Here is a 16,610-nt window from a genome sequence, read left to right as displayed (position 1 = left end):
CCTCTTTTTTATAAAGGTGATTTTCTCGATAATAGTGGCTTCGTTGCTACAGTTTATGTACGAGCCTGAAAATCTCACTTCAGCTAGTATGACAGAACGATTTGCACCACTGACCTTACTTTTGGTGGGAGGAGTTATCCTCCCATTATTTGAAGAAACCACCTTTAGGTTGTCCTTAAAATTCAATCCTATTTATCTTTCCCTGACTTCAGGAGCATTCACTTACTATGTGCTTACTAAAGCAGTTTTTAAAAGTCGCTTGTCACTCGTAGATGACACATTTGGGTATAGAATCTTAGCCGCGATATTAATAATGTCGATTACTTATGTTATCTGTAACAAAAAAAACGTAAGGTTGGTTTTAGATCAATACTGGGAAAGGCACTTTAGACTGATTTATTATTTGTCATGTATAAGTTTTGCTTGGCTACACATTTTTAATTTTGAAGTAAACCTTACGAATTTTCTGTGGTTACCCCTATTAACGCTGCCCCAATTATTTAGTGCAACTATTGCCGGGTACACCAGAATGGCCTTTGGGTTTCAGTACCCGCTCCTTGTACATATGTCCACCAACTTATTATTTATTTCCTTGACCTTTTTACCATTTGGTTAATTCGACCTCCCATTTGTTATAGTCCTAACTAAGAATACTTTTTCGCTACCTTCTTTTTATGATCACTTTATAGATGGAAAAATCACTGACGAAAATTTGAAAGAGGATATTCGTTCGAAGCTTAACAGATTTAAAGCAACGATTCAATCTTAAAGGAATCATTTGTGGTATTTGTTATCCAACCATCCTTTTATGTAACAAAAGAGTCATCCATTCGTGTTCTTTATCTACAATCAAAAATCAAAAAATGAAGAAAACTATTTTAAGCATCGCATTTATTTTACCTGTAATCCTTTTTTCCCAATCCAAAGACGTCCATAAAAAAGTTTTGATGGTGGTCAGTAGCTATGGAAAGGATATGGGTTCGGCACGACCGGGTTACGAATTTGACGAATTCTCCCAAGCCTATCTAATTTTTAAAAATAATGGGCTATCCATAGATGTCGCCAGTCCAAAGGGAGGACCGGTAGAAGCGGACGAATACAACAAGGACAAGTCTTACAACAAAATACTCCTAGAAGACAAATCAGCTCCCAGTTTACTGGACGATACCAAAGCTACCGCCGATGTTAATGCCGAAGATTATGATGCCATCTATATTGTTGGCGGTAAAGGAGCAATGTTTGATCTGCCCTACGACCCTGCCCTTCAGGATATCATTTCAAATTTGTACCTTAAAAAGGGAACCGTTATATCTTCGGTCTGTCATGGTCCGGCGGCCTTTGTTAATGTCAAAAACGGTGATGACTACATCATCAAAGATGTTGAGTTAACCAGTTTTTGTAATATAGAAGAGGAGCTTTTTGGAAAAAAATGGGTAAAGGAGTTCCCGTTTAGCTTGGAAACCAAATTAGAGTCAAGGGGCGCCATTTTCAGACAAACCGATTTTATGTTGTCCAAAGTTGTGGTATCAGGAAAGTTTGTTACCGGTCAAAACCCTTTCTCAACAACGGGTACGGCCGAAGCTGTTGTAGCATCTCTGGGCCTTACTCCTGTTGAAAGGGCATTGTACAATGACGAGAGAAGTGCTTATTTAATACAAGACCTATTGGATAACACAAAAACCATGGCATGGGCTGAAAAAGAACTTACCAAAAATAAAGCCAACTACGACATACCATTGATAGCAGCCTATGGCTATTATAAAATCCTGGCCTCTGCCGAAAAAAATGAGGGACTATTAAAAGGTGCTGAATTGGTCGAGCTGACCTCGCCACACTTTTTTAATGAAAATCTACAGTTGCTATTGGCCAAAACCTATATTTCGTTGGATGAAAAAGAAAAAGCAAGGGATATAGCCAACGAATTGGTTGCTAAAAATCTTTTAAAAGAAGAATCGGAAAAGTTGCTTGAAGAATTGAACTAACACCAATATAAGGAGGCTGTTCCTCTACGATTCAAGCTACAGTATGCCTAATTTTATGTTTTAAGAAGTACCTTTCTAGGAGGTATCCTATTTACGCGAAGAATACCTATAACATTAACAGGGAAATGGTCTAAACTTAATAAAGTAAAAAATGAAAAAAGTATTCTTAGTCTTATTGATAGTCTCATTTATCCTTGCTTGCAATAAGGATGAGAAGGGGAAGATTCTGATTGTAGTTTCAAATACAGAAGACATGGGAGACCCAGAAAAACACTTCGCGGGCAACAATCTTTGGGAGGTAGCGCCTCCATACCACATTTTTGTTTCTCATGGATATGAAGTGGATTTTGTTTCACCCACAGGTGAAAAGGTGCCTTTCTCCATGGATCCTATGGGCATAAGCAGTTATGCCATTAAATATGAAGATTTCAATGGTAAAGTTGAAGCCTCATTAACACCAGATCAGGTAGATTACAAAAACTATAAGGCTGTTTTTATTGGAGGGGGTTATGGACCACTATTTGATGTTGCAGATAATGAAGATATGCTTGAAATAATTGCCAAAATATATGAAGCTGGCGGAATCGTTGGGGGATGCGGACATGGCCCAGGTGCTTTTGCCAATGTCAAACTCAACAATGGCGAATATATGGTCAAGGATAAAAAAGTAACAGGATTTCCAAATTCGACGGAGGTTACCAAAAGCTGGGCTAAACAAGGAACCTTGTTGCCTATAATGCTAGAAGATCAATTACGTGCTAATGGAGCTATGTTTCAAAACAAAAGCGACCTGAACGACAAACATGATGTGGTGGTTGACGAGCGAATCGTAACGACGATGTTTCTTCCCTCTTCCGCCATTGTGGCCAAAGAAATGATACTTGAAATGGAAAAAACACATAATTAGGATTATAAATAGAAGTATTTACTTTGCGTTCAAAATCATATTTTCTATAAACTCAAAGCCCTCTGTTGGGGGAACATGTTTAGATCCCGCCAATAACACGGCTTCTTCTAAAGAAGGAAACACTTGCTTTGCTCGTTTTATCAATTTTTTGCCCGGGAACATGATGTCCTTTTCAGCAGCGAAAATAGTGATCGGTTTTTTGATGGTTTTCCCTGATTTCTTCGAAATTACAGGTAACGGTGAAAAATCCATATTGCAGTGTTGAAATACCGTTGACATGAAGACCAATGCAAAACCATCATAGTTAGAAAAAAGTACATCCATAACTTTTTTAATGTGCTTTTGGTTATTTGTTTTGATGAATTTTTTCAATGGAATAAACATTTTCCACAGGTTTAGAATTGGGTTGCCATTAACGATATAAACCGGTGCAATTAAGAACACTTGTTTAATCGGTGTTTGGTTATACTCCAATGCTTTTAAACTGATTAAACCTCCAAAGGAAAAACCGACCAAGGTTACTTCTTTCAACCTTAATTTTATCATGACCTCTAAAAGCCATTTGCCATAATCCAAAGACTTCATGTCCAATCTGTTCTCAGCACTTTTATTGGGTTGTGCCAGCACATCTACTGCATATACACAATATTGTGATGCCAAATTGGGAAAGGACGCTAAAATCTGGGGTGCACAGCCTCCTGTACCATGTATCAGCATCAATGACGGTAAATTGGCATCTCCAACTTGTATTACATTGGTTTTACCAAACTTGGTATCCACCAATTTTTCAGAGTAATCGATGTTAAGTTCTTGAAGTTTTCGATTATAGAGACTTAAAATTTTTGATTTTCCTTCTTGAGATTTAAAAAACATTTGCTGTTCGTTTTTTGATGCTTCGACTGCTCTCAGCACGAGTTGATGATTTATGGATTGATATTTTATTGATCGATGATGACGAAGTTGCTATGTTTTAACTTTAAAATTTCGTGTTTAGAAGCTAGAACTTATGTAAATAACTCATTGTTCCCCCATTACTGATTTTGCCAATATAAATTCTTCTGTTCTTTTTATTTGTTCTTCCAGGTTCCATTGAAAATCGAACCTATTCTTTAGAAATATGGCAATGGAATCCAATCCGATTGCAGTCCTTCTTTTATCTATGTTTTCGGGGTCAAAAACTGGCCAAAGATTAAAACTTTTCGTTTCTGGGTAGTATTTCATCTGTCCCCCATAAATCTGTAAATCGCCTCTTTCAGTTGCTATTCTATCCTCTGCCCTGACCAAGAATCTTGGCTGCAATTTCTTATCCTTTACAGCTTGCCTCATCATAGGGAGGTATTGTACCCTAACGCTATTATCCGAGTGTTGAATAACATTGCAAATTGTCCAATTACCGCGTTCCCCTATAATTTCCTTTGCAGGCCAACCATATTTTTCGAGAATATCTTTTACTATATTTTCATTGATCCTATGATTTTTGTCGATAATTATTTGCTGTTCTTTTACCTGCTTTGAGTCTGCACCATATAGATCTATTAATGAATCCCTTAATCGAATTGGTCCTTGTTCCGTTTGCCAAATAGTATCTATAACGGCGATTAGGTTTTCTTGAGTCTCCTTTTTTGCTGATGCTTCTTTTTTCTTGGGGTTATTAGTGCATCCCATCACTAATAGTAAACAGGTCATTAAAATATATTTCATTCTTTTAGAGGTTTTTAGACTTATCATTAAGTTTTGATCAATAATTTAAAGTGTCGATATCCACGGGTAGTATATTCATATGCCCAAACCAAAATAATTTGGTTTGGGCATACTAGTTGAATCTAAGAATAGAATACTTGGAAATAGATTGTTTTTTAGTGTTTGTATTTGCTGATTAATTCAATTTAAGAACTATAACCAGCTAAACCCTAACCCTACATTAAAGATGAGTCCATCTCTATGTGCATCTCCATGTAAAGATACACGACCCAAAACTAGTTTAGACTGCACATTAAGGGCGAAATTTTTCCTTTTGTAAATCTCGTAACCTGTACTTGCCATAACAGCACAACCAAAGTTCCAATCGTCATTTACATTTTCCTTAATATCATATAGTGCTGGCGAATCTATGGCTAAACCAATTCCTCCAAGGATCCACCAACGATCTTTCACCCAATATTGTACAGAGGGAATAAAACCTCCAAAGTTTCTGTCACTATCTTGAAATTCGTATATATTTCCCGCAAAGGAGAGGGTAATGGCGAGTTTTTCGTTCAACATGTGGCCAAACTTTAGATCCGGAAAAACGAAAGTTCCCTGTGATTTGTCGAAGGTTTGTATACCGGCACTATCCTCTATGCCGATTATACCTCCCCCTACTACGAATTCGAAGATGAAACCATCCCTTTGTGTTGTTGTTGCTGTATCTGTATTTTGTTGTGCGTATGATATGCTAGATACTAATGCAAAGGCAACACAAGCCATTCTTAATAAAATTTGTTTTTTGATTGTTTTCATTTTAATTGATGTCATAATTGTTCGTTTTTTGATTGTTTAAAGAATTCTATTAGCTTATTTGGAATTCTTTAGTTCTTGAACCTCTAATGAGAAGCCAAAGCATAAATACTAATTCGCCCAATGCAGTAAACATACTAAAGCTTGTATTGATATTGGGGTACAAAAACACTTTTAGGTGACCAACAACATAACCTATACCAGCTATGATTAATAACCAACCCATTATTTTAGGTATATAACTTGCTTTGAGTACCAGAAAACCAAGAATAATTAGATAGATTCCAAAAAGAACTAAGCCAAAAAACCACTCATATTTATAGGATTTAATATAGAAAAGCATGAATTCTGAAATTTGATCTTGAGAATTTGAAAGGAAGTATGAATTACCTTTTGTTAGCGTAAAAACCTTAATCAAATTTGTAATAGCCACAAGATATACAGCAGTGTATAGTAAACGAAACCAAGCTGTGAGTAATGATAGACTTTTATTTACTGGTTTTAAAAACACATAAAGCGCCCAAGCAACAACAATATCTGCTACAATTGTTATAAATATCAAGAATATAGCCACATTAAATAAAAATAAATTATCAGTGATATTGTTTGCAGTCTCCAATGCACTATTGGGATTAACTAAATCCGGGATTATTTTAAATTCAGCAAATGGCACTGTTAAAGTCATAATTAAGAGCCCTATACCTGCTATTAATGCAGCTTTTGAAAGTGATATATTTTTTTTCATTTCGAAATTTATTTTTTATTTAAAATTTTTCTCTAAGATTAAATACTTAGAAGCATTTCAAGGAATTTGTTTTTTTCAATTTTACCAACTATACGCTCAATAACTTTCCCTTTTGAATCTAGAATTATTGTGGTTGGAGTCACATTTGTTTTGTATTGATTTACAATTTCATTGGTTTCTGGATTGCCGACATCAATCATGATAGCTCTGAATTTTGAATTCACAATCTCTTCAACTTTCTGGTCTGCAAATACTTCACGTTTCATTATACGACAGGGTGAACACCATTCTCCTGTAAAAAAAACTTTTGAGTATTTATTGAAATTGTTGACGAGTAATTCCTGATTAGAAATATTTACCAACTTAATTTCATTAGATGGCTCATAAAAAGAGTACCAAGCATAACCAAGTGAAACAACTAAAAATATTAGCCAAAAAAAGCTCCAAAATGGATGCGACTTCTTTTTTGATCGCTTTACATCTGAATTGATGTTTTTATCCTTCATTTTTAGATTTTTTGATAATCCTATATATTCTTCTATTTAAAATCTGCGATAAATTCCAATTGAGTAACTTGGGATCGGTTGTACTATAGAATGCAATAATTACCGTATCTTTATTCTTGTAATATTTGGCAAAACTTTGGTATCCTGGGACCCATCCATCATGTTCAAATTCATAAATAGAAGCATATATCTCTTGTTCATTATTCTTAAATACAGTGCCGTCATTTAATGCCCTTATGAACTTGCCCACATCTTCTGCAGTAGCATGCATTCCGTGATCGTTATTTTTAAGGTCGTGAGGATATCCTACATGATAACCACTCATTACATCATCTATGTTTACTTCATTGACCGAGCTAAATGTGTTTTTGAGGCCTAGAGGGATTAAAATTTCTTGTTGAATAAATTGAAAATTACGATAGCCCAAAACATTATCCATTATTTTATTGATCAACAGGTAATTAGTGTTACAGTATTCATATTTTTTGCCAGGTTTAAAGTTGGCAGGTTTACCTTCAATAAGTGCTAAAGATTCTTCGTATGTACCCGTGGGCTCCTCCCAAAAGTTGGGTGCATCTGTAAAATTTGGAATACCACTTCTATGTTGAATCATTAATCTTAAAGTGATGGTTTCTGCATTCTCTATTTTACCAACAAGCTCTGGCAAATAATCTGCAAGTGTTTTATCCAATGATAATTGGCCCGAACTCACCAATTTGGTTACGGCAACTGCATCATAAAGTTTACTAATACTTGCAATTTTGTAAAGTGCGTTTGGTTTTGCAGGTATTTTGGTTTCTTTATTGTGCCAACCTGAAGCGTATTTTTTAGAGCTTTCCCCAGCTTGGTCTACGTAAACAACAACACCTTCAAATCCGTGATCTACAGCTTGGTCCAATTGCTCTTGAACTGAATTGGGTAGAGGTAAAATCCATGCTTTTACCAATTTCCAAGGCACAAAAAACAATGAAGCTAATGAAGCAGTTATCAATATAGTTCTCAATACAATTTTTGTCTTTTTTTTATTCATGATTCCTAAATTAATCTGAGTTTAAATACCCGTAGTTTTACTTTTATAGATAGAAAAATTTTCTAAGCTCAAAGTAAGACCGTGCTATTGCTTTAATTTGATGATACAAAGATGCGATCAACTTTGAAGCAAGAGTAATCAGTTATGAATCAAGGGTTATTAAGTTTAGCGAATTGCTATAAATTATGGAGCAAGACTATAAATTATGATGCATTTTAAAATATTACGAAAGAAAACATCGAGCATTTTATCACTGTTAATAGTTCGATGAAGTAAAATTATTTGTCTATTATTATGAAAAGTTCCAAATATAAAATCAGAACCAATTAATTTATATGACCTAAAATCCAACTAGATATTTCTTTCAATGCTGTTGGTGAAAATGTCTGTTCTATTGTGCTGTACTCTTCCATTTTACCCGTTTCCTATTACCTAAGAAGCCATTATTTACATACATTGTTGGCAATATATTATAGGTAATTGAAAAATAGTTCCACAATAACACCAAGGACAATACTAAATATGGCTTCCAAATTAGATAAACGTTTTAATTTAAAAGTGTTTGCAAATGCCAGCCATAAACTCAAAAGAGCACAAATCGATAATATTATGGTTCCGTAAAGAGGTACTGTACTGTTGAAAAGACCCATCTGATTAAAAAGAGGATCTAACAAAGCAGTAAACCCAAAAAGAGCCAAGGTGAAATTTGTTTTTTTATGCCCTATAAATAAATGATAACCAGCAATTAAAAATTCAACACTTATAGATAAAGGACCAAATTGATTGTAGTATTCTCTTTTAAAATATGCCTCAAATCCTTGAGGAAATTCAATCTTAAGTATAAAGGCAACACTCAAAGAAAGCCCAACAATCAAAAATAATAATGCGATAATTTTTCTTTTTTTCATATGGTCTTTCTAAATGTTTGCCAACTGGATTATGAAAACCTGTAATATGTTACTATACTCCAATGTAAATAGTTGTCAAAATGAATTATAGCCCCCTTGTGGTGTGCTGTTTTAATTAATTTTAATCGTTCACAGGTCTTATGCCAAAAATCAGTAAATAACCTATCATCCAAAATTCCCCAATGGTTGCGGGTAGCGTAAGAAATCTATTAAAGCTAAAATCAATTCCTGCATAGCGGATAACGGTACTAACTACATAGCCAATACCACCCAAAACAATAACTCTTCCTAACCAGACAGGCATTCTTTTAGATTTGATGACTATATACCCCATAGGAAATAACCAAAGCCCAAAGAAAAGACCACCAATGCCCCAAGCATTTGAAATTATATTTTGAAAAACCTGAATTAGTACAACTTTGTCTTCCGTAGCATTTATATCAGAATTGGCAATACCTATTGCAGAGGCGATTGAAATTGCACTTATCATAATGGCTAAAGCATTCACCATTCCCCATATACCCAGCGTCCAGGCTTCCCATTCATAATTGTCTTTAAATAATTTATAAAACCAAACTGCGGTAAGTGCTTGTGATATTACAATAGCAAACTCTAATAGTAACCTAATTCTTGCCGTAGATTCCAATTCTACTAAATTGGTTAGCGTTTGTTCAGGATTACCAGATACAAATATTTCGGAGTGAAAGACCATAAACCCCAGAATACCCGTAATAGCCATCATTAAATACCATAAGCCTGTTATTCTTGCGGTTTTGACCGATTGCTTTTGTTCCTTATTTAAACCCATAGATTATTTGTGTTAGTGTTCATAATAAATATGACGGTGCAACAGAATTATTGTTACAATTTTACTTTAATGGCATACAACTTGTTCATATAAGCATATGTAAATCTTCAACCAAAAGTGGACTGAACTTAGTCTAAAGACAAGTGATGGTTTTGTTAATAAGCCATCACCGGAATTGTAATATATCCATCCCCATACCACTTTATAACCAAAGGCTCCTTCGCATCTTGGATAGTTTCTTCGCTAACATTCTTCCCTGTTCCGTAATTTAGTTCCGTAAAGGGTTCTTTATTTCCATTGATGACCACCACCAACCGACTACCCTTACTTATCTTTTTACTGGTCATCCGTACAATGCCAAAAGGAAGTTTTGTTTTTTTATTTGGAGTCAACAACTGTCTTTCTTCAAGGCTATGTGCAAAACTTGCCCTAGCCTTGTAGGGTAAGGTCAACGCAAAGAAATTACCATCAGGGGTCTGCTCAAATACGACTACCGTATAATCAAAATCCCTTTTATTGATGGACACTGAGATTTCCCCTCCAAACGAACCATTCAATTCAACATCGGATTCAAAAGGTGCTGTCACAAATGAAAAACCATGTCCAACCATAAGGCTATCCGCCACAATGTTTCTCCAACCACTTGAATTCCAAGTCAAATTGCTGCGGTCCGTAAAATCTATGACCTGCTTCAAATACTTATTGGCATCCAAAGGTTTGTCGGAGAGTGTATAATGTTCATCCTTTCCATTGTTCCCTGTTCCGAACAGGGATGCAAAAGTCACTCCCGATCGCTCATTGCCCAAATAATAGGTCAAGGTATCATTTGCCATGGTCCGCAAAGAGGGGGCATGCCCCCATTTGTTGGAACCCATGACTTGATAATTGATTTTATCCTTTAAAAATGCTGGCTTTGGTTTTCCCTTTAAAATATGATCAAACCACTCAAATATTAACTCAAGGATGTCGATTTGAGCGACAGGATCAACATCATAACCAAAAATGTGGCTACTTGGTTTTTCTTGGGCCCCATAATGGGTGTAGGGCCCAATCACCAGATAATGTTCTGCCCTTGGGTTGTATTTGGTATGCTCTTTTAAATAATACTGGGTTCCCACTTGTCCACCATCATAGTATCCGGTAGTGGCCAAAACGGGAATATCGATATGGGCAAACTCTTCTTTGTAGGGCATCATACGTTGCCAATAACTATCATAAGTCGGGTGTAACAAACCTTCCCTAAATTGAGGATTGGACAATCCATCCAGACTATCCATAGCACTATAAGCCACCCCAGTTTCGAACCACTTCATGTTTAAGTTGTGCCAACGTTGTCCATTGTTGTATAAAATGGTATCCAAGTACTTAGTGTTCGACACGTAATGGTGCCAAGGATAATGGAAATTCCAATGGACGCCATTCTCCATGGGTTCGGCAATACCCGGTGCGGCCGAAACGGAAGGCACTATGGTCTTTAGAGCGGGATGTACCTTGTTCTTTACGGCAGCCCATTGGGCAAAACCGACATAACTTCCCCCATACATCCCCACTTTTTGATTGCTCCAATCCTGCTTGCTGATCCAGTCAATTATCGTGTAGGTATCTGTGGCCTCAGGCTTATAGGGTACTATCGAATCCGGGCTCAGGCCCTTGCCCCGAGTATAGGAAACCACACCTACATATCCATGGTCAGCGGCGAGTTTGGCCCTATCGAAATCATCTTTACGGGCATAGATGGTATGGAACAACACAGCAGGAGCGGGTTCCTTCATTTCAGATGTTCGAACCACAATCGCATGGATTTTTGCCCCATCGGTTGTTGAAATCAAGATGCTATCCTGAACCAGATATGTTGTGCCATTTTCGGTAAGTGTTCTAGGGGTCTGAACCGAAGTTTGCTCCTTGCACGACATTAAGTTTAATAGCATATAGGCTATACAAAAGGTTATTATACTGAGTGACTTGTTCATTTTGATTGATGTTAAATTCAGGACATTTCCGTCCATTAGCGGCATGCAATTACTGTTCGTTTTTGGATGTGATTGATGTTGCTTTGCTACAAACTATTTCGTTTTTTGAACTTCACTGATTGCCTACTCGATAGGTCTACAATCTCCCCAGTGGTCAATACAATTCGTAGTTTGTGATTAAAATAGGGTTGTATTTCTTGGATGTATTCCGTATTGATGATTTGACTTCGATTCGCTCTAAAAAATATTTTCGGGTCCAGTCTCTCCTCTAACTGGTTCAACGAGCGTTTGATCATCGGCTTTTCATTGCCAAAATAAAGTCGGGCATAGTTGTCCATGGACTCCATCAAACTTATTTGTGACAATGCTATAAAGTACACCTTTTCACCATCCTTGATAAAGATTTTTTGATGACTCGTCAAAGGCACCTTCTGCTCTTCTTCCTGCTTTTTAAACTCAAGCCTTACTTTTTCGATGGTTTTGGCAAAACGCTCCTCACGCAACGGTTTTACCAAATAGTCCAAAGCATTTACCTCAAAGGCCTGAACTGCGTATTGGTCATAGGCGGTGGTGAACACCACTTCTGGAACAGTCCCCAACTCCTCCAATAAATCAAAACCTGATTTTCCGGGCATATGGATATCCAAAAAAATGATGTCCGGCTGCTCTTTTTCTATCAATGCCTTGGCAACTTCTACATTGTTCGCCTCACCAACAATCGTAAATTCTGGATGGTTTTCCAGTGCACGTCTCACTTCTTCCCTAGCCAAGCGCTCATCGTCTATGATCAAGGTTGTATAATTGCCCATCATTTTTCAATTGGTATTAGCAAGGTCGCAAGAACCAAATTATCCGAAGGTGCTTCGACTTTGATACGCGCCAGTCCATCATACTGCAGTGACAGACGTTCACTTAAGTTTGTCAGTCCTACCCCTGCCCCTTCTCCTTTGGAGAGTATCCCCGGATTTTTCACCTGAATCATGAGATTGCCATCCTGTTTTTGAACTGAGATATCCACCATGCCGCCCTGTAATTGTTTGTCCACCCCATGCTTTATGGCATTCTCCACCAAGAGTTGGATGCTCAGTGGCGGTATCTTTACATATTCCATAGCAGGATCCATATTGAATGTAACATTGAGGCGTTCCTCAAACCGCAGTTTTTCCAATTCCACGTAATCTTTAACCAAATTCATTTCTTCGGCCACAGTAATACTCAGGTGCTCCTTCTCATAAAGTGATGTGCGCAACAAATCGGACAACAAATCGATGGCCCTCCGTGCCCCTGTGGGATTCTCGAGAACCAATGCCTTTATGGAGTTCAGCGAATTGAACAAAAAATGAGGATTGAGTTGTGCCGATAAATTATCCAACTGACTTTGTTTTGCTACAACGGAAAGCTGGGCATTGACCTTGGTGGTGTTGACTTCCCTCGTATAAAAATGATAGGCGTGATATGCCAATACCCAAATAGCCATATGCCTCAAGCCAGTAATCAAAACCGGGTTCCAAACCAATACATTCTCCTTAAAGGTATTGGCACCATTGACCCAATAGATAAAGGCTGATGTTTTAAGATTCATGATCTGCATGAACAAAACGGACAAAACCAGAATGGATGGTATGATTCTTACCACCAATGGGTTAATGCCCAATTGATTCCATTTTAGTCGCAACGCAATAGACCTGTATGCGTGTGTAAGCCCAATACAAATAGAAACGTCAAGCAGGTAGTTGATCAAGGCCTGGGGAACTGAAAATTGATCCCTGTCCAAAGCAATATAGAGCCACAATAAGGAAACAACGCCCCAGCCAATAAGTTGGCATTTCCAATATAGCGAGAGTCCCATATGTCTGTTTGTAGTACCCATTGTTTTATTTGATCGCTTTCGATTGCATATAGGGAGGATTCTTACTCCGCTTTTGAATAACTGGTCAATTCATTGGTATATAGACCATACCCATCATCATTGATATGTTTTATGTAGGTTTTCAATGCTGGGGAATACCACCAAATATCGGTCATCTCTCCCTTAAAACCACGAGAGTTTGTCACAATTCCCTTGTATTCAATTTTGTAGGCCATGAATTTTCCAGCTTCCACATGCAATTCTTCAAAGGAAACAATTTCAACATCCTGACTGGTCTTTCCTTTAGTACCTTCATTATTCACCCATTCAGACTCATATTTCCACTTTTTACCAACCTGCAAAGGCCAATTTCGGAAGGGCGTACTGCTCTGGCTTTTATTGGGAGCAATCGGAATTTCTAGGGTGTCTGCTCCATTCCAAAGCCCCAAAGTACCCTTGTATTTGACAACTTCTTGAATGTCCTCACCTTCTGCCCGAACTTCCCCCTTTACTTTACGTTCCCATTTCCAAGTCCATTTTTCACCAATTTGGTAATCCTTTACAATGGGTTCGCTGGTTTTTGTTGATGCACAACTGGCCAATAACAATACCAGTATAAGTTTTGTAATTACTCCTTTTTTCATTTGTTCGTTTTTTGATTGATGAATATTCGTTGTTGTTCCAACACTATGATGAACAGCATGGTACAAAGCAAGGAAAAGAGCGCCTTACAACATAGTAAAAGTACATGAACGCAGATTTAAGGGGTTAAATGTTAGAAAAGAGCTAACTATCCAAAACCCATGGGTTACTTTTATACTTCACCCCCTAATAGGATGGAGATTCTTATCATAGTCATCTTTATCTCGGGAACCAATGAATCAAAAATTTCAGTAAGTTTGCCAAGAAAGTTTGATTGACTGTAAACACCGTCAAATTACGCGTCAACAAATCGGTCAACAGATTTTGAAAGGCTCTAAAACCCTTTAACAAGGGTTCTATACAAAGGTTTGAATCCTGCCGCGGTCACGAATACATAGTTCAAATAAGGAAAAACGCCAAGCTTGCTTGAGCGTTTTTTTGTTTGGACTATTTTCAAAGCGGAACTTTGTCAGGAAAGGCGAAGCAAATCCTGCCGCGGTCACAAAAATGGGTTCAACCCCATCTGCTAATAGGTCAGCGTATTATACCCTCTAGCCTGCAACTGTAACATTCGAATGGAAGCTGTTTCCACGGGAATCAGGCCTTGGATGAGTTCGTCCGCGTGAACGCCCAATTTGGACATGGCAACGCTACATACGCTTACCCGCACCTTATCCTTATACTTTTGATATAAGGACTCCAGTTCGGAACCTTTCTTCAGCTGCAAGACCACCTTGCCCTTTACAACAATTTCATAGTCGGTAATGGTCACACCGTTTGCTTTCAATGTATCGTACATCGACAAAACACCCCTAAAATGTCGCTCTTCGGTTAAAACAAAGGCATATTGGGTCGTTTTTTGAAGGTCGGATACCACCTCGGCACTCAGTTGTTGCTGACCGGACACTTGATTCGTGGAAAAAACCAACATTAAAAGGAAAAAAGAACAATGGCGTAAGTACTTCATCGTATGATATATGAATTTAGGTTATTGGCTGTCATCTTGCACCAGAATGGTCTCATACACCGAAATCGGCTTTCCGTAGCTGGTGAATCCATCCAAAACTACGTCAAATTCCCCGGAGAGGTCGGAAGTGTAGAACTCGAACTGCAGCTCCGCATCCGAAACCTCCACCTGAGGCTCCCATAAGAGAATCCGTCTGTAGTCGGGGATATGATTTTGGTCGCTTTCTTCGACGCCGTAGCGTTGTTCAAAATAATTTTTTTGCGGCCGGGCCTTTTTTATGGGCACATTGATCCCATATTCTGGGGTGTACTCTTCAAAATAATCGCCCGCAATGGTCTTGACCGACATAATCCCTTGGTAATCCTTGCCCGCCATCACAAACTGATCGGGAACGGTACTGATGGATTCAATTTTACGGGCATCAAAGCTCTTTATCTTTTCATGGTCGGGAATATATACCCCATCGATCAGCACAATGGCCGGATAACTATTGGCCTCTTCTGTATACTTCTCGAAGTCCTGTGCAATCCGGATATAATCACTGCCACTACTACTGTTCCTGTAGCCTGCTAAATTAAAGACTTCCACCAAGGTTTCCTGAAAGGTGGGGAAACGCGTGTAATCGTCCAAATAAATGGTATTGGGTATTCCCCCATCAAAAGGGTCTACAGGGTCTCCCAAAAGAACGGAATCCGGTTTTGCAGAAAAGAACTGGTTTTCCAGTTGATTGTAAATACTGCGCTTTTTTATCGCTTCAATAGCACTGGATTGTAAGCGAAAATCACCAAATACAAGTCCCGAAGCATCCAGATTCGGCAAGGTACCGAAGGATACCCGAACATCCTGTGTATGATCGGTGGGCTGGATAATGGCCCTGTCTTGCTTATAGTCCTTTCTCAGATAGGTATAAAAGTTCCCCTGTGCATCGGTGGTGGCGAATTTGAGCAAGAAACCCTCACCTGGCACGGAAACCACTATTTTGGCATCGGGCAATGGGTTCCCCTGTGGGTCGGTCACCTTACCGAACAAGAGTTCCCCGCGCTGCTCGGGCAGAAAAAGGCTGTCGCCCACCTTCTTGTCCAGCTCGCCCTTCACATCAAAATAGGAACGGGCATAGGAAATGGCGTTTTCGGCAGGTCTTGTTCTGATTTCATCCTTTTTTTGGACCTTTAGGGTATACGTTCCATGACCCAGCTTGGCCTTGTAGTTCACCAACTGTAAACTGACCTTTGTTCGAGTACCCACCCTTTTTTCCGACAGTTTTATCTGTACCATGGAGGAATCCACAGGTCGTGTTGTTTCAATAACCCGCCTTTCCTCTTCCAAGGAAGTGGACATTAGTTGTGACTGGTCCTGTTGGTAGGGGTTGATGATGACCAGATCATCCTTGAAGACCTGTTCCAATCCGTTGTTCTTCATCCATTGGGTATACCCTAACAGTTTATAGTTTCCCGAAGGAACGTCGGTGTTGACAAAAAAGTCGCCGTGGGACAGGCCATTCTGCAACCGCACCTTTTGTTCCAGCACGTATTCCCCTTTTTGGTTGACCAAGGCCACGTAGCCTGTAAAACTGATATCACTGGCCCGATTGTTCTGCGCATTGAAACAATAAAAGGCGTAATGCACATACTCTCCCGTAAACACGATGGGGCCCGTATGGTGCAGATAGACCTTTTCCTGCGGCAGACTTTTGAGGTTCTTTAATTCTTCCGCACTGCCTATGACGTATTGTGCCTTGACTTGAAAGGCCAAGGATGCGATAACCCAAAAAAGTATCCATTGTGTTTTCATAAACTGTTT

At 38.4% G+C, this 16,610-nt stretch carries 16 protein-coding genes; 2 read left to right on the top strand and 14 right to left on the bottom strand.

Annotated features, from left to right (window positions below; genetic code table 11):
- Positions 1 to 863: 863 nt before the first annotated feature.
- Together RBB12_RS04510 and RBB12_RS04505 are read left to right on the top strand one after the other, a co-directional pair.
- A complete protein-coding gene (locus RBB12_RS04510) occupies positions 864 to 1,982 on the top strand; it encodes a type 1 glutamine amidotransferase domain-containing protein (RefSeq protein WP_306013426.1) in 1,119 nt (372 codons plus the stop codon).
- A gap of 151 nt (positions 1,983 to 2,133) precedes the next feature.
- Positions 2,134 to 2,889, top strand: coding sequence for a type 1 glutamine amidotransferase domain-containing protein (locus RBB12_RS04505; protein WP_306013427.1), 756 nt, complete (start codon positions 2,134 to 2,136; stop codon positions 2,887 to 2,889).
- Positions 2,890 to 2,907: 18 nt separating this feature from the next.
- Here the strand turns inward: RBB12_RS04505 and RBB12_RS04500 are convergent, their stop codons facing one another.
- The 14 genes from RBB12_RS04500 to RBB12_RS04435 all read right to left on the bottom strand — a co-directional run bounded on the left by RBB12_RS04500 (position 2,908) and on the right by RBB12_RS04435 (position 16,601).
- Positions 2,908 to 3,801: an alpha/beta fold hydrolase gene (locus RBB12_RS04500; protein WP_306013428.1), complete on the bottom strand. Its 894-nt coding sequence runs from the start codon at positions 3,799 to 3,801 to the stop codon at positions 2,908 to 2,910.
- 105 nt (positions 3,802 to 3,906) lie between these two features.
- Positions 3,907 to 4,590, bottom strand: a complete 684-nt coding sequence (locus RBB12_RS04495; RefSeq protein WP_306013429.1) for a DUF6624 domain-containing protein — start codon at positions 4,588 to 4,590, stop codon at positions 3,907 to 3,909.
- Between the two features lie 192 nt (positions 4,591 to 4,782).
- Positions 4,783 to 5,403 (bottom strand): hypothetical protein, encoded by a 621-nt coding sequence (locus RBB12_RS04490; protein WP_306013430.1) that lies wholly within the window; start codon positions 5,401 to 5,403, stop codon positions 4,783 to 4,785.
- 34 nt (positions 5,404 to 5,437) lie between these two features.
- Positions 5,438 to 6,130, bottom strand: coding sequence for a DUF4386 domain-containing protein (locus tag RBB12_RS04485; protein ID WP_306013431.1), 693 nt, complete (start codon positions 6,128 to 6,130; stop codon positions 5,438 to 5,440).
- 38 nt (positions 6,131 to 6,168) lie between these two features.
- Positions 6,169 to 6,636 (bottom strand): thioredoxin family protein, encoded by a 468-nt coding sequence (locus RBB12_RS04480; RefSeq protein ID WP_306013432.1) that lies wholly within the window; start codon positions 6,634 to 6,636, stop codon positions 6,169 to 6,171.
- Positions 6,626 to 7,666, bottom strand: a complete 1,041-nt coding sequence (locus RBB12_RS04475; protein WP_306013433.1) for a serine hydrolase domain-containing protein — start codon at positions 7,664 to 7,666, stop codon at positions 6,626 to 6,628. Before RBB12_RS04475 ends, RBB12_RS04480 begins: the two co-directional genes overlap by 11 nt.
- Before the next feature lie 470 nt (positions 7,667 to 8,136).
- A complete protein-coding gene (locus RBB12_RS04470; protein ID WP_306013434.1) occupies positions 8,137 to 8,574 on the bottom strand; it encodes a hypothetical protein in 438 nt (145 codons plus the stop codon).
- 121 nt (positions 8,575 to 8,695) lie between these two features.
- Complete coding sequence (locus RBB12_RS04465; RefSeq protein WP_306013435.1) at positions 8,696 to 9,382, bottom strand: DUF4386 domain-containing protein; 687 nt, start codon at positions 9,380 to 9,382, stop codon at positions 8,696 to 8,698.
- A 155-nt stretch (positions 9,383 to 9,537) separates the two neighbouring features.
- Positions 9,538 to 11,295, bottom strand: a complete 1,758-nt coding sequence (locus RBB12_RS04460; RefSeq protein ID WP_306026718.1) for a CocE/NonD family hydrolase — start codon at positions 11,293 to 11,295, stop codon at positions 9,538 to 9,540.
- A gap of 143 nt (positions 11,296 to 11,438) precedes the next feature.
- On the bottom strand, positions 11,439 to 12,161 hold the full coding sequence (locus tag RBB12_RS04455; RefSeq protein WP_313882857.1) for a LytR/AlgR family response regulator transcription factor: 723 nt from the start codon (positions 12,159 to 12,161) through the stop codon (positions 11,439 to 11,441).
- Complete coding sequence (locus RBB12_RS04450; protein ID WP_306013438.1) at positions 12,161 to 13,222, bottom strand: sensor histidine kinase; 1,062 nt, start codon at positions 13,220 to 13,222, stop codon at positions 12,161 to 12,163. The genes RBB12_RS04455 and RBB12_RS04450 overlap by 1 nt, the downstream gene beginning before the upstream one ends.
- A gap of 41 nt (positions 13,223 to 13,263) precedes the next feature.
- Positions 13,264 to 13,845: a hypothetical protein gene (locus RBB12_RS04445; protein WP_306013439.1), complete on the bottom strand. Its 582-nt coding sequence runs from the start codon at positions 13,843 to 13,845 to the stop codon at positions 13,264 to 13,266.
- Positions 13,846 to 14,369: 524 nt separating this feature from the next.
- A complete protein-coding gene (locus tag RBB12_RS04440; RefSeq protein WP_306013440.1) occupies positions 14,370 to 14,810 on the bottom strand; it encodes a DsrE family protein in 441 nt (146 codons plus the stop codon).
- Between the two features lie 21 nt (positions 14,811 to 14,831).
- The gene (locus RBB12_RS04435; protein WP_306013441.1) at positions 14,832 to 16,601 is read right to left on the bottom strand and encodes a hypothetical protein; all 1,770 of its coding nucleotides are present in this window, start codon (positions 16,599 to 16,601) and stop codon (positions 14,832 to 14,834) included.
- Positions 16,602 to 16,610: the final 9 nt, after the last annotated feature.

Source organism: Allomuricauda sp. MMSF_3307, assembly GCF_030733585.1.
Classification (GTDB): domain Bacteria; phylum Bacteroidota; class Bacteroidia; order Flavobacteriales; family Flavobacteriaceae; genus Flagellimonas.
Note: the sequence above shows the minus strand (reverse complement) of the source record. Positions and strands in the feature narration are given on the sequence as shown.

Excerpts from the sequence above, each read along its gene's own strand:
- RBB12_RS04450 (WP_306013438.1), bottom strand. The coding sequence starts at position 13,222 with ATGGGTACTACAAACAGACATATGGGACTCTCGCTATATTGGAAATGC.
- RBB12_RS04505 (WP_306013427.1), top strand. The coding sequence starts at position 2,134 with ATGAAAAAAGTATTCTTAGTCTTATTGATAGTCTCATTTATCCTTGCT.
- RBB12_RS04460 (WP_306026718.1), bottom strand. The coding sequence starts at position 11,295 with ATGTCGTGCAAGGAGCAAACTTCGGTTCAGACCCCTAGAACACTTACC.
- RBB12_RS04445 (WP_306013439.1), bottom strand. The coding sequence starts at position 13,845 with ATGAAAAAAGGAGTAATTACAAAACTTATACTGGTATTGTTATTGGCC.
- RBB12_RS04510 (WP_306013426.1), top strand. The coding sequence starts at position 864 with ATGAAGAAAACTATTTTAAGCATCGCATTTATTTTACCTGTAATCCTT.
- RBB12_RS04465 (WP_306013435.1), bottom strand. The coding sequence starts at position 9,382 with ATGGGTTTAAATAAGGAACAAAAGCAATCGGTCAAAACCGCAAGAATA.
- RBB12_RS04495 (WP_306013429.1), bottom strand. The coding sequence starts at position 4,590 with ATGAAATATATTTTAATGACCTGTTTACTATTAGTGATGGGATGCACT.
- RBB12_RS04475 (WP_306013433.1), bottom strand. The coding sequence starts at position 7,666 with ATGAATAAAAAAAAGACAAAAATTGTATTGAGAACTATATTGATAACT.
- RBB12_RS04435 (WP_306013441.1), bottom strand. The coding sequence starts at position 16,601 with ATGAAAACACAATGGATACTTTTTTGGGTTATCGCATCCTTGGCCTTT.
- RBB12_RS04440 (WP_306013440.1), bottom strand. The coding sequence starts at position 14,810 with ATGAAGTACTTACGCCATTGTTCTTTTTTCCTTTTAATGTTGGTTTTT.
- RBB12_RS04485 (WP_306013431.1), bottom strand. The coding sequence starts at position 6,130 with ATGAAAAAAAATATATCACTTTCAAAAGCTGCATTAATAGCAGGTATA.
- RBB12_RS04480 (WP_306013432.1), bottom strand. The coding sequence starts at position 6,636 with ATGAAGGATAAAAACATCAATTCAGATGTAAAGCGATCAAAAAAGAAG.
- RBB12_RS04490 (WP_306013430.1), bottom strand. The coding sequence starts at position 5,403 with ATGACATCAATTAAAATGAAAACAATCAAAAAACAAATTTTATTAAGA.
- RBB12_RS04455 (WP_313882857.1), bottom strand. The coding sequence starts at position 12,161 with ATGGGCAATTATACAACCTTGATCATAGACGATGAGCGCTTGGCTAGG.
- RBB12_RS04470 (WP_306013434.1), bottom strand. The coding sequence starts at position 8,574 with ATGAAAAAAAGAAAAATTATCGCATTATTATTTTTGATTGTTGGGCTT.